This window comes from Deinococcus proteolyticus MRP, from assembly GCF_000190555.1.
GTDB classification, from domain to species: Bacteria; Deinococcota; Deinococci; order Deinococcales; family Deinococcaceae; genus Deinococcus; species Deinococcus proteolyticus.
On sequence record NC_015169.1, the window covers coordinates 47,480 to 59,589 of the forward strand.

11 protein-coding genes are annotated in these 12,110 nt (G+C 67.8%); 5 read left to right on the forward strand and 6 right to left on the reverse strand.

Annotated features, from left to right (window positions below):
* Positions 1-18: 18 nt before the first annotated feature.
* Entirely contained in the window at positions 19-900 is an 882-nt protein-coding gene (locus tag DEIPR_RS10470) for a hypothetical protein (RefSeq protein WP_148231950.1), read from the reverse strand.
* Between the two features lie 11 nt (positions 901-911).
* Positions 912-2,564 (reverse strand): O-antigen ligase family protein, encoded by a 1,653-nt coding sequence (locus DEIPR_RS10475; RefSeq protein WP_041222957.1) that lies wholly within the window; start codon positions 2,562-2,564, stop codon positions 912-914.
* Between the two features lie 251 nt (positions 2,565-2,815).
* On the opposite strand from DEIPR_RS10475, the gene DEIPR_RS10480 reads away from it, so the two are divergent.
* From DEIPR_RS10480 to DEIPR_RS10500, 5 genes are all read left to right on the forward strand, one after another.
* Complete coding sequence (locus DEIPR_RS10480; protein WP_041222981.1) at positions 2,816-4,036, forward strand: DegT/DnrJ/EryC1/StrS family aminotransferase; 1,221 nt, start codon at positions 2,816-2,818, stop codon at positions 4,034-4,036.
* 12 nt (positions 4,037-4,048) lie between these two features.
* Positions 4,049-5,959: a polysaccharide biosynthesis protein gene (locus tag DEIPR_RS10485; RefSeq protein ID WP_013622931.1), complete on the forward strand. Its 1,911-nt coding sequence runs from the start codon at positions 4,049-4,051 to the stop codon at positions 5,957-5,959.
* Between the two features lie 87 nt (positions 5,960-6,046).
* Entirely contained in the window at positions 6,047-8,320 is a 2,274-nt protein-coding gene (locus tag DEIPR_RS10490; RefSeq protein ID WP_013622932.1) for a uracil-DNA glycosylase, read from the forward strand.
* A gap of 109 nt (positions 8,321-8,429) precedes the next feature.
* Complete coding sequence (locus tag DEIPR_RS10495) at positions 8,430-8,984, forward strand: MarR family winged helix-turn-helix transcriptional regulator (protein ID WP_013622933.1); 555 nt, start codon at positions 8,430-8,432, stop codon at positions 8,982-8,984.
* Positions 8,968-9,297 (forward strand): HNH endonuclease, encoded by a 330-nt coding sequence (locus DEIPR_RS10500; RefSeq protein WP_013622934.1) that lies wholly within the window; start codon positions 8,968-8,970, stop codon positions 9,295-9,297. Before DEIPR_RS10495 ends, DEIPR_RS10500 begins: the two co-directional genes overlap by 17 nt.
* 13 nt (positions 9,298-9,310) lie before the next feature.
* On the opposite strand, the gene thiD is transcribed toward DEIPR_RS10500, so the two are convergent.
* The 4 genes from thiD to thiS form a co-directional block, all read right to left on the reverse strand.
* On the reverse strand, positions 9,311-10,054 hold the full coding sequence (gene thiD, locus DEIPR_RS10505; protein ID WP_013622935.1) for a bifunctional hydroxymethylpyrimidine kinase/phosphomethylpyrimidine kinase: 744 nt from the start codon (positions 10,052-10,054) through the stop codon (positions 9,311-9,313).
* The gene (locus DEIPR_RS10510; protein ID WP_013622936.1) at positions 10,051-10,950 is read right to left on the reverse strand and encodes an NAD(P)/FAD-dependent oxidoreductase; all 900 of its coding nucleotides are present in this window, start codon (positions 10,948-10,950) and stop codon (positions 10,051-10,053) included. Before DEIPR_RS10510 ends, thiD begins: the two co-directional genes overlap by 4 nt.
* Positions 10,951-10,960: 10 nt before the next feature.
* Positions 10,961-11,761, reverse strand: coding sequence for a thiazole synthase (locus DEIPR_RS10515; protein ID WP_013622937.1), 801 nt, complete (start codon positions 11,759-11,761; stop codon positions 10,961-10,963).
* A gap of 108 nt (positions 11,762-11,869) precedes the next feature.
* Complete coding sequence (gene thiS, locus DEIPR_RS10520) at positions 11,870-12,094, reverse strand: sulfur carrier protein ThiS (protein WP_013622938.1); 225 nt, start codon at positions 12,092-12,094, stop codon at positions 11,870-11,872.
* Positions 12,095-12,110: the final 16 nt, after the last annotated feature.

Sequence of the window (12,110 nt, forward strand, 5' to 3'; positions counted from 1 at the left end):
TACTCGTAGTAGCTTGGCCTAAGGGCCTTCGGGAGCAAATTCCACCCGGCGCAGATACAGGTTGCGGTCCTCCTTCTGCACCACGTAAGGATTGACCAGCCGCACTGTGAGCGGGCCAGCCCGGACTGGCAGGCTCAGGGTCTGGCGCTCGGTGCTGGGCTGCAGCTCGCGCAGAAGCTGACTGCCCTGTTCGAAGCGGACGGTGGGCCACTCGCCCCCCGCCTCCTTGCCCCAGACTTTCATGTCCAGGTTGCCGTCACCGCAGACATTGAAGACCAGTGGCGTGTCGTAGACCAGACTGGCGGTGGCCAGTTCCGCGTCCCAGATGTTCTGGCTCCCTGGCTCTACCGTGAGCGGCGCCGCGCAGCTTTGGCTCTCCAGCTCCAGCTGTTCTAAGACCACAATCCGGTACTCCGACAGGTAGTAGTCGTTCAGGTAGGCCAGTGTCAGCTCACCGGCTGCCGGAACCGTGACCTGCACGGTGCGGGTCTGGGCGAAAGCCTCGCTGGCTAGCTTCGTGCCGTTCAGGCTGATTTCCAGCCGGGGCGGTTCGTCGCCGGCCTGGTCGCCGTCCCCTTCGATGGTCAGGGTGCCGGGCCCACACACCTGCGCCCGCAGCCAGGAGGACCCCAGCAGATGAAAGCCGTCTTCCCGTAGGGTGGCGGTGCCCCCGTCGTCCGGGTAGCCCACTGTGAATGCCACAGGTTTACCTGCTGCGCATCCGCCAGGGGTCGCTGCTGGCTGCAGCTCCGGGGCCGGTGGCAGCCCCTGCCAGAGCAGTGTCCCCAGGCCGCCACAGACCAGCAGGGCGGGCAGGGCGCTGTACAGCACGCCTTGCCACGGGGCAGCGCGCTGAGGACTGGTGCCCTGAGAACTGGTGCCCTGGGAACTGGCGCTCATGTCCTGCGGCTTCACCGGGTCACCTCCCAGCTTTTCTCACCCAGCAGCGTGGCCTGGGTGCTGCCGGCGTCGGTGTACAGCCGCAAGGTCAGTGTCTGCCGGGCATCGGGGCGGATGCGGGCTGCAAAATTGATGAGGTCGGAGTGGCCGTCCTTGATGCGTACGGCCTGGCTGCTGACCGGCACGCAGGTGGTCTGGCAGCTGTTCAGCACGGCGCGGTAGGCACCGTCTGTCCCCTGAAACTGTGCTGTCATGGGGTAGGTTTCGCCGCTGGCGGTCCCCGGAGCGTCCAGAAACATCAGCCTGGGCGGGTCTGCCGTCAGGGGCGGGGCAGCCCGGGCTGACCAGAACGGCAGGGCCAGAAGGGCTGCTGTGCCCGCGCCCAGCAGGCCGACCGTCAGCGGCGCGGAGGCAGGCCGGGCCACTTCTCCAGGTACGCCCACTTCCAGGCCCAGCCGGTAGAGCGCGGCTCCAGCGGCCACCCAGAACAGCTCCCCGAAAAAGGGCGTGGGCACCAGCAGCGGGTTGTCGTTCACGTTGGCCACCAGCAGGCCCGTCACCACCGCCAGCAGCAGGGCCTGGCGGCTGTGCCAAGCGGCGTACAGCACCAGCCCCAGCAGGGTCATCAGCCCGGCGGTGCCCAGGGGGCCGGTTTCGGCAAGTTGCTGCAAGAAGCCGTTGTGGGCAATCAGCCACGGGCTGCCGATGCGGGCGGTCAGGTCGCTCATCCAACCGGGGCAGGGGGCGGCCACGCCGCTGGCATCGGGCCACAGCTGGCAGGGCTGAGGCAGCTGCAAAAAGCGGCCCAGGCCGTAGCTGCCCACGCCGCTGAGCGGATAGGCCCGCACCACCTCGGCCACCGTGCCCCAGACCAGGTCGCGGCCGCTGGACGCCGTGTCACTGAACCGCGCCAGGGCGCTGATGCCCAGCCGCTCGCCCAGCCAGACCCCAGCAGCTCCCAGTGTGCCCAGCAGCACCATGGCCGCCGCGCCCAGGCGGCTGCGCCCGCGCAGGGTGCCAGCTGCCGTGCCGACCAGGGCCGCCAGCAGCGCCCCCCGGCTGCCCGAAGCCAGGATAATCAGCGCGCCGCTCAGCCCGAGCAACGTGCGCCACAGCGGCGAAGCCAGCCAGCCGCTCAGCTGCTCTGTCCAGCTGTGCCCACCCCTCCCCCAGACCTGGGCATCCCTTTGCGGGCTGTGGGTGAACAGGGCCAGCCACACGCCCAGGGTGCCTGCCAGGCCCAGGGTGGTGGAGGTCATGTAGGGATGGGTCAGCCGGGTGATGTAGATGTCCTGCGGGTGACTGAGAGCGCCGGCAACGGCAGTCAGATAGACTACCATCAGCCCTATACCGAGCGGGGCCAGGGCCTGAGCGCCGCCCAGCCAGGCCCCCAGGCCGATCAGCCCGCCCAGCAGCCCCGTACGTAGGGCTGCCCCTCCCAGGGCCAGACCGGGATCCGGAGCCAGCAGGGCCGGCAAAAATTGGCTGAGAGCGTAGAACCCCAGCAACCACAGCGTGGCTCGGGGCAGCCGCCGCAGACCCGGCCAGCCTGCCAGGCCCAGCAGCCCCAGCCCCAGCACAGGGGGCAGCAGGGCCAGCCAGACAGCCAGGAGGGGAGAAACGGGCGGCGCGGAATCCGGCGCATGCGGAGGGGCGGCAGTCACGAGGTGCACTATAGCGGCCCCTCCTTCAGCTTCCTCTTCTCCGGCCGCTGCCCGCCCCGGCCAGCAGGCGCAGCAGCGAGCAGCTCTCCCGGAGCCTCGCCGGCGGCACGGGACCCAGATGCCAGACGAATCCAGATGCCAGGCAGACCCAAGCTGCCCTCGGACCCAATGATGAAGGTGCCGCCATGCTCCGTGCAGGGGCGGGCATTTAAGCGGCTGGTTAGAAAAAAGGCAGTATGCTGGGCTCCGTGATGAACAAGGTGAGCGCAAGCGAGGCGTCGCGGCAGGATGCCCCCCGGACCTGGCCCGGCTGGCCAGTCTTCCCTGAAGATGAGCGCCAGGCCGTGATGGACGTCTTGCAGTCTGGCCGGGTGAACTACTGGACCGGCACCGAAGCCCGCGAGTTCGAGCGCGAGTACGCCGACTATCTGGGCATCAAGCACACCATTGCCCTGCATAACGGTACCCTGGCGCTGGAGCTGGCACTGGAAGCGTTCGGCATCACCGAAGGCGAAGTGATTACCACCACCCGCACCTTCATCGCTTCGGCGAGTGCGGCGGTCATGCGTGGCTGCATGCCCGTGATTGCTGACGTAGACCCGGTGACGCAGAACATCACAGCCGAAACCATCCGCCCGCTGATTACCGAGCGCACCCGCGCCATCATCGCCGTGCATCTGGCCGGCTGGCCGTGTGATATGGACCCCATCATGGAGCTGGCCCGCGAACATAACCTCATCGTGATTGAGGACTGTGCTCAGGCCCACGGAGCGTTTTATAAGGGGCGTCCAGTGGGCAGCATCGGTCACGCGGGGGCCTTTTCCTTCTGCCAGGACAAGATCATGACCACTGGCGGCGAAGGTGGCCTGCTGGCCTTCAACGACAAATTGGTGGATGAGGATGTCTGGAAGCGGGCCTGGGCCTACAAGGACCACGGCAAGAGCTTCGACGCCGTGTATCACCGCGACCATCCGCCCGGCTTCCGCTGGCTGCACGAGTCGTTCGGCACCAACTGGCGCATGTTGGAGATGCAGGCCGCTATCGGCCGCTTGCAGCTGCAAAAGCTGCCCGGCTGGATTGAGCAGCGCCGCGCCAACGCTGCCGTGCTGAACCGCCGCCTGGGCGAGTACGCCAGCGTGCGCCTGACGCTGCCGCCCGAGGACATCTACCACTCGTACTACAAGTACTATGTGTTCGTGCGCTCCGAGAAGCTCAAAGAAGGCTGGAGCCGTGACCGCATCATGAACGAGATCGCCGCTCAAGGCGTGCCGGCCTTCAGCGGGTCCTGCTCCGAGATTTACCTGGAAAAAGCCTTCAGCGACGCCGGCTATGGCCCGCAAGAACGTCTGCCGGTTGCCAAAGAGTTGGGCGAAACCTCGCTGATGTTCCTGGTGCATCCTACCCTCAGCGAGGCCGATGTGGAGGGGATGGCGGATGTCGTCTGCGCCGTTCTGGAGGAGGCCACCCTTTAAAGGGGCCGTGTGATGTCCCAGCCCACTTCTTCACCGGCACCGTCCCAACCCCTGGACCCGAATCAGGGGCCGAATGCAGCAGTCCGTTCGCACCAGATACAGAAATTCGCCATTGACCTGGGGCTGTGGACCTTGGCGGCGGCGCTGGCTTACCTGTACCGCAAGCCCAGCGCCCTGACCGGCGGCCTGGGGGCCACGGCGCTGAGCGCGGGCGTGCTGGCCTATTTCCTGCTGAGTGCCCTGATTATGGCGGCACTGAGCAGCTACTACGGGCTGTACCGCCAGACCTGGCGGCGCATCGGCGTGCCGGACCTGTTGCTGCTGCTGCGGGCAGTGCTGCTGGCCACGGTGCTGGGCCTGGCAGCTGCGTTTTTGCTGCACGGCATTCTGGACCTGCCGCGCAGTGTCCCGCTGCTGACCGGCGGTCTGGGGCTGCTGCTGCTGGGCGGGGTGCGCCTGCTGGCGCGGGTCCTGCACGAGCGGGTGCCGCTTGAGCAGCGCACCGACCAGCGGCGGGTCCTGATTGTGGGCGCTGGAGAAGCCGGTACCCTGATTGTCCGCGAGATGCTGCGGCATCCCAAATCGAAGCTGCACCCGGTGGGCTTCGTAGATGACGCACCCGACAAGCGCGGCACTCGGCTGGTGGGCCTGCCGGTGTTCGGGCCTGTGTCCACCCTGCCGGATGTGGTCCGCCGTGAAGGGGTAGAAGAAGTGCTGATTGCGGTGCCCTCGGCGGCGGGCACCTTTGTCCGCCGGGTGGTGGACCTCGCCAAGGATACCGGGGTGAGCTACCGGATTATTCCGGGGGTGTTCGAGATTCTGTCGGGCAACGTGACGCTGGGCCAGATTCGCGATGTGAACCTGGAAGACCTGCTGCGGCGGCCGGCAGTGCAGCTGAACACCGCCGAGATTGCCGGCTACCTGCGCGGCCGCACCGTACTGGTCACGGGCGCGGGAGGCAGCATCGGCTCGGAAATCGTGCGGCAGATTCTGCCGTTCGGACCGGCCAGGGTCATTCTGCTGGGACGCGGCGAGGGCAGCATTTTTGCCATTCAGCAGGAGCTGCGCCGCCTGGCCCCGGAACTGCCGCAGCTGGCCCTGATTGGGGACGTGCGGGACGCTGAGCGGGTGGAGCAGGTGTTCCGCGAAACCCGGCCGCAGGTGGTTTTTCATGCGGCGGCCCACAAGCATGTTCCGCTGATGGAAGCGGCCCCTTCCGAAGCGATTCTCAACAATGTCATCGGCACCCGCAACGTGGTGGACATGAGCCTCAAATACGGCGTGGAGCGGCTGGTCAACATCTCCACCGACAAGGCCGTCAACCCCACCAGCGTGATGGGCGCCAGCAAGCGCATGGCCGAGAAGACCGTCTCGGCCGGAGCGGCGCGGGCGGCAGCGGGGCAAGCCTTCGTGTCGGTGCGCTTCGGCAATGTGCTGGGCAGCCGGGGCAGTGTGGTGCCCACCTTCATGCGTCAGATTCGCCAGGGTGGCCCGGTGACGGTGACCCACCCGGAGATGACGCGCTACTTCATGACCATTCCCGAAGCGGCGCGGCTGGTGCTGCAGGCCGGTGGCCTGGCCGAGAACGGCAAAGTGTACGTGCTGAATATGGGCGAGCCGGTCAACATTTCCGACCTGGCCCGTGACGTGATTCGGCTGAGTGGGGCGCAGGATATCGAGGTGGTCTACAGCGGCGTGCGCCCCGGCGAGAAGCTGTATGAGGAACTGCTGACCTCCTCGGAAGGCACCGACGCCACCACCCACTCGGAGATTTTCAGCGCCCGGCTGGAGCGGGTGGACCCGGAGACACTGGACCGCGACATTGCCGGCCTGGAAGCGGCTGCCCGTGCCGGCGACTCCCAGCACATCCGGGCCGAGCTGAACCGGATTATTCCTGAGAACAAGTTCGGGTCGCTGGGGTAGCCCCGCCCCGGGAGAAAGCGCGGCCTTTCAAAAAAGCCGTAACGTCCGCTTCATCTGCTGCCCCGGCGGCCACGGCACACTGCCTGGATGCAGCCGGTGGCCGTCGTGTGGTTCAAGAAAGACCTGCGGGTGTCCGACCACGCGGCCCTCAGCCGGGCAGCGGAGCGGGGGCCGGTGCTGCCGCTGTACATTTACGAGCCGGAGCAGCTGGGCCATGAGGAATTCGCCGGGCATCACCTCACCTACCTGAACGAGTGCCTGCACGACTTGTCTGCCCGCTTGGCGCGGCTGGGTGCGCCGCTGGTCATCCGGTACGGCGAGGCGGTGGAGGTGCTGGAGGCACTCAGCCGCGAAGTGACGGTAGGCAGCCTCTGGGCGCACCAGGAAACCGGCAATGGGGTCAGCTTCGCCCGCGACCTGCGGGTCCATGCCTGGGCGCGGGCGCGGGGCATTCCTTTTTACGAGCCGCCGCAGCAGGGCGTGATTCGGCGGATGGTAAACCGCGACGGCTGGGCCGATGCCTGGGAAGAGCGGATGAGCGCCCCGCCCCTGCCGGTGCCGGCGCTGCGGGGCGTGGCAGGCACGCCGGCCAGCCTGGGCGTGCTGGACCACGCCGCGCTGAGGGTGCCGCTTGGCCGCCGGGTGATTCCGCAGGGGGGCGAAGCAGCCGCGCACGACATTCTGGAGTCGTTCCTGCAGCGCCGGGGCCGTGACTATATGTGGGCCATGAGCAGTCCCCTGACGGCCGAAGATGCCTGTTCGCGGCTGAGCGCTCCGCTGGCCTTCGGAACCGTGTCGGCGCGGACCGTGCTGTTGGCGACCCGGCAGGCGCTGGCCCGCGCCGTGGCCGAGCAGGACGCCCAGTGGGAGCGCTCGCTGCGGTCCTTCGAGAGCCGGCTGCACTGGCGCGACCACTTTATTCAGCGGCTGGAATCCGAGCCGCGTATGGAGTTCGAGAACCTCAACCGCGCCTACGACGGCCTGCGCGAGCCGCACTGGAACGAGGAATACTTCCAGCGCTGGCAAGAAGGGCAGACCGGCTATCCGCTGATTGACGCCACCATGCGGATGCTCAGGGCCACCGGCTGGCTGAACTTCCGGATGCGGGCCATGCTGGTGTCTTTTGCCGCGCAGCACCTGTGGCTGCACTGGCGGCGGCCGGGGCTGTTTCTGGCGCGGCAGTGGCTGGACAATGAACCGGGCATCCACTGGTCACAGATGCAGATGCAGAGCGGCACGGTGGGTATCAACCGCAGCCGCATCTACTCGCCCACCCGGCAAGCCCGCGAGCAGGACCCGGACGGTGAATTTATCCGCCGCTGGGTGCCGGAACTTGCCGGTGTGCCGGCCCCCCACATCTGGCGGCCCTGGGAACTGCCGCCGCTGGCCGCCCGGGGCCTGGGCCTGCGGCTGGGGCGCGATTACCCTTACCCTGTGGTGGACGAGCATGCCCCGGCCCGTGAAGCCCACCGCCGCCTGCAGGCCGTACGGGATACGCCGCTATTCGCTGCCGAAGCGCGGCGGGTGTACGCTCTGCACGGCAGCCGCAAAAAGGCCGTCATCCGCGCCGAACGTGAGAAAAAGGGTCTCCCGCCCCGGCCAGAGCGCCCGTCCGCCCGCCGTTCCCCGCTCCCCAGGAGGCACCCCATGTCCGACCAACCCAACCTGTTCGATACCGCCGACACGCAGCCCCCCGTGCAGCTTCCCCACGACTGGGGCGCAGTGCTGCACGACGAAATCAGCCGCCCCAGCTTTCGCCGCCTGTTGGAGTTCGTGGAGGAGCAGCGCCGCACGGCCACGGTCTATCCGCCGCCAGAGGACGTGTTTACCGCCCTGCGGCTGACCTCCTATCAGGACGCCAAAGTGCTGATTCTGGGTCAGGACCCCTACCACGGCGCGGGGCAGGCGCACGGCCTGGCCTTCAGCGTGCGCCGGGGAGTGCGGGTGCCGCCCAGCCTGCGGAACATCTATCAGGAGCTGAAAGAAGATGTGGGTGTGACGCCGCCCCGGCACGGCAATCTGGAAGCCTGGGCCGAGCGCGGCGTCCTGCTGCTGAACGCTGTGCTGACCGTGCGTGAGGGCGAGCCGAACAGCCACGCGGGCCAGGGCTGGGAAGACTTCACCGACGCCGTGATTCGTGCCCTGAACGCCAAGGAGCAGCGGGTGGTGTTCGTGCTGTGGGGGGCCTATGCCCGCAAGAAGAAGAAGCTGGTGACGGCCCCGCAGCACGTGGTCATTGAGAGTGGACACCCCAGCCCCCTCAGCGTGCGGCACTTCGCCGGCACGCGGCCGTTCAGCGCCGTGAACCGGGCGCTGCAGGAGGCCGGCGAGGAGGCGGTGGATTGGTCGCTGCCGCAGTAGCGCTGGGCCTCGGGCAGGCTGCACTTTCGCAGAACATTTGCCTGCTCCTGAACAAACCGTATGGAAGGAGAGGGGCCCCGGAGCTGGGCCTTTACACTGTGACCAGAACATGACCCTCTACGAAGAGTTGCTGCAAAACACGAAATATTCCGAAGTCTCGGAGGAGGCGGTGGTGAGCCTGATGCGCACCTACGCGGTCGTGATGGCCGACTTTGACCAGTTCGTGCGCCAGTTCGGAATTACACCAGCGCAGTACAACATTCTGCGGATTCTAAGTGGAGCGGAGCGGGCCGGCGAGCAGCTGGGCCGCAACGAGATTCGCCGCCGGCTGATTGACCGGGTGTCGCCCGACGTCTCACGGATGCTGACCCGCCTGGAGAAGGCAGGGCTGGTCAGCCGCGACCGCAGGCGCCGTGAAGGCGAGGACCAGCGGCTGGTGCCCGTGCAGATTACGGCGCAGGGCCTGGAATTGCTGGCCCGGGTAGAAGGCCCGCTGGCCGAGCGAAACATGCACAGCATGGCGGCGCTGACCACAGCGGAACAGCTGCAGCTGATCGGCCTGCTGGAGCGCATCCGCAAAGGGATTCGCGCCTTGCCACAGACCCGGGGCGGTGTCCCGACCACCGACATTGCCGGAGACACGGCCGATGGCGCGCCGGAATAATGCCGCCGGCTGGCCGCCCCCGGCAGGCACCGGCCCAGAGGTCTGCGGGCTATGTGGGCGGGCCGTGCCCAGCCTGACCGAGCACCATCTGGTGCCCCGCTCGCAGGGGCGGCGGCGCGGCCTGAAAGAGGCCGACCTGCCCACGGTGATGCTGTGCCCCGCCTGCCACAAGTATTTGCACGCCACCTTTTCCAACCATGAGCTGGAAACCGAGTATTCCTCGCTGCCAGCCCTGCTAGGGCATGAGGGTGTGCAGAAATTCGTGGCCTGGATTCGCAAGCAGCCCGCTACCAAAGCGGTGCGCGTGCGCTGATGCAGCTTGCACTTTACCCAGGCACCGCCACCCCATGCTCCAGCGGCCCGTGCCCACCGCCCAACCCCGGAGCCGCCGCAAGAGCGCGGGCCACATACGCCTGAGCCTGCGCGACAGCCTGCGGCATCTCTAGCCCCAGAGCCAGGCCAGCGGCAATCGCACTGGACAGCGTGCAGCCGGTGCCGTGGGTATGGCGGGTGTGCTGGCGCGGGGTGGGAAAGCGGAAGATGTGGCCCTGCCAGTGCAGCACGTCTTCCAGCACCTCACCCGTGCCGTGCCCGCCCTTGAGCAGGTGGTCGCGTCCGGCCAGCACCCCGGCTCCCAGCGCTGCCGCTTCCGGCAGGTTCGGCGTGACCAGCGTGGCGAGGGGCAGCAGGTCGGCGGTCAGGGCGGCCACCGCGTCAGGGGAGAGCAGCGGCGAACCGCCTTTCGCCACCATCACCGGGTCGAGGATGATGGGCACCCGCACCTCACGCAGTTCTGCTGCGACCGCTTGGATAATGTCCGCCTGACCCAACGCCCCGATTTTGATGGCGTGTGGGGGCAGGTCGCTCAGCACGGAGGCAATTTGCGCGGCCACCACTGCGGGCGGCAGCGGGAAGACCTGCTGCACTCCCAGGGTATTTTGCGCGGTGACCAGGGTGACGGCGGACGTGCCAAACACGCCGAACGCCTGAAAAGTCTTGAGGTCGGCCTGAAGGCCAGCACCCCCGCCACTGTCCGAACCCGCGATGGTGAGGACTATTTTTTTGTTCATAACAGCTCCTGCGCCACTTGCTGCGCGGTGAGAGGGGCCAGCAAGGCACCGTGCCGCCCGTGCCCTGTCGCCGCCCAGACCCGCCCGTCCTCCGACAGCCGCCGCACGATGGGCTGCCCGTCTGCGGTACAGGGCCGCAGCCCCACCAGCATTTGCGCGGGCTGCGGCAATTCCAGCTCCGGCCAGAGGAGCGGTGCGGCGGCCCCCAGCCAGCGGGCGTCCTGCGCCCTGGCGGCGGTGTCCCAGCAGTGCGGGCGCACGGTGGCTCCCAGGTACACCCCGTCGGGACGCGGCAGGCCGTAAAGCGGAAAACCCCTGGCTTTGGTGCTGTAGCGGGCAGGGACAGGGGCCGCCGCCAACAGCGCCGCCTGACCCCGCACTGGGAAGACCGGCAGGCCAAAGCGCCCCGACCACGCACCTGCCGCCAGCACCACCCGCGCCGCCGTCAGGGGGCCAGCGTCGGTGACGAGCCGGACGCCGCCAGGCACCTGCTCAAGCCGCAGCACTTCGGCGCGGCGAACATCCAACCCGTGCAGCGCGGCACGGACGATGGTGGGGGGATGGGTGGTTGCCTCATGGGGGCTGAGGGCCGCAGGGTCTGAAGGCCTAAGACCGGGAGAGTTCACATGCTCAATGCCGCCGCGAAAGGGCACGGCCAGCCCCGACGCTTGAGCCAACCGGCGGGCAAAGTCGGGCCAGAGGCTGAGGCTCCGGGCGGCCAGGTCCCCCAGCGGGGTGCCGTGCAGCCGCTCGCCCGTCGGCGTGAGCATCCCCGCGCCCGCCTGCCACGCTGCACCGCGCTTGCCCGCGTCCAGCACCAGCACGTCTGCACCTGCCTGGGCAAGTTCAAAAGCGATGCTGGCCCCGATAAGACCGCCGCCGACAACAGCAATCATGCCTGGACCGTCATGTTGGAACCTCAGGGTCGGGCAGGCGGACCACGCCCATCTCGGGACTGCTGGGGCTGGAGGTCTCACGCTTCGCCATTCGTCCGGCCAAGAAGGCAGCCCGGCCAGCCTGCACCCCCAGCGCGAACGCCCGCGCCATCGCCACCGGGTCACGGGCTTCGGCCACGGCGGTATTTACCAGCACCGCATCCGCACCCAGTTCGAGGGCGGCGGCGGCTTCGCTGGGGACACCCAGGCCCGCATCCACCACGATGGGCACCCCTGCGCCGTCCAGCACGGTGGCAATCAGCGCCGCATTTTGCAGCCCGCGCCCTGAGCCAATCGGGGACGCCAGCGGCATGACCGTAGCGCAGCCCACAGCCTCCAGTTGCCGCGCCAGCACCGCGTCTGGCTGCACATAGGGGAGCACGGTAAAGCCTTCGCCCACCAGTTCCTCGGCGGCCCGCAGCGTGCCGATGGGGTCGGGCAGCAGGTAGCGGGCATCGGGAATCACTTCCAGCTTGACCCAGTTCGTGCCGGTAGTGGCCCGCGCCAGTTTCGCCACCCGCACTGCCTCCGCCGCCGTGCGGCAACCCGCCGTGTTGGGCAGCAGTTGGTAGCGGTTCCAGTCCAGCGCGTCCAGCAGGCCGTCGTGCCCCGCGCTTTTCAGCTCCACCCGCCGAATGGACACGGTGACAATCTCCGCGCCGCTCGCCTCAATGGCCTCGCGCATGACGGTGAAATCAGGGTATTTGCCGGTGCCGAGCATCAGACGGCTGGAAAAGGGCTTGCCGGCAATGATGAGGGGGTCGTTGTGCATTTTCGTTCCTTTCAGGAGGTGAATTGTCAAAGGGTCTAAGGGTCGAAAGGTCCAAGGGGACAGTCTTCGACCCTTGGACTTTCAGACTTTTAGACGGCGCGTCAGCGCCTACCCCCCCACCATCATCCGCACCACATCCACCGTGTCGCCGGGGCAGAGGGGGCGGTCTGGGAGCCGTCCGGCAGCGTAAAAGTCCTCGTTCACCGCCGCCGCCACCCGCGCCGGGTCCAGCTCCAGCGAACGCACCAGCGCCAGCAGGGTGAGGCCAGGGGTGAGGGGGTAGGCTTGGCCGTTGAGGGTGAAGGAGAGAGAGGGAGATAAGTTGTCGGGCATGGCATTTTTCCTTGTG

Coding starts and splice junctions, on each gene's coding strand:
- thiS (WP_013622938.1), bottom strand. CDS start 12,094: ATGCCCGACAACTTATCTCCCTCTCTCTCCTTCACCCTCAACGGCCAA.
- DEIPR_RS10485 (WP_013622931.1), top strand. CDS start 4,049: ATGTCCCAGCCCACTTCTTCACCGGCACCGTCCCAACCCCTGGACCCG.
- DEIPR_RS10470 (WP_148231950.1), bottom strand. CDS start 900: ATGAGCGCCAGTTCCCAGGGCACCAGTTCTCAGGGCACCAGTCCTCAG.
- DEIPR_RS10515 (WP_013622937.1), bottom strand. CDS start 11,761: ATGCACAACGACCCCCTCATCATTGCCGGCAAGCCCTTTTCCAGCCGT.
- DEIPR_RS10490 (WP_013622932.1), top strand. CDS start 6,047: ATGCAGCCGGTGGCCGTCGTGTGGTTCAAGAAAGACCTGCGGGTGTCC.
- DEIPR_RS10480 (WP_041222981.1), top strand. CDS start 2,816: ATGAACAAGGTGAGCGCAAGCGAGGCGTCGCGGCAGGATGCCCCCCGG.
- DEIPR_RS10500 (WP_013622934.1), top strand. CDS start 8,968: ATGGCGCGCCGGAATAATGCCGCCGGCTGGCCGCCCCCGGCAGGCACC.
- DEIPR_RS10510 (WP_013622936.1), bottom strand. CDS start 10,950: ATGATTGCTGTTGTCGGCGGCGGTCTTATCGGGGCCAGCATCGCTTTT.
- DEIPR_RS10495 (WP_013622933.1), top strand. CDS start 8,430: ATGACCCTCTACGAAGAGTTGCTGCAAAACACGAAATATTCCGAAGTC.
- thiD (WP_013622935.1), bottom strand. CDS start 10,054: ATGAACAAAAAAATAGTCCTCACCATCGCGGGTTCGGACAGTGGCGGG.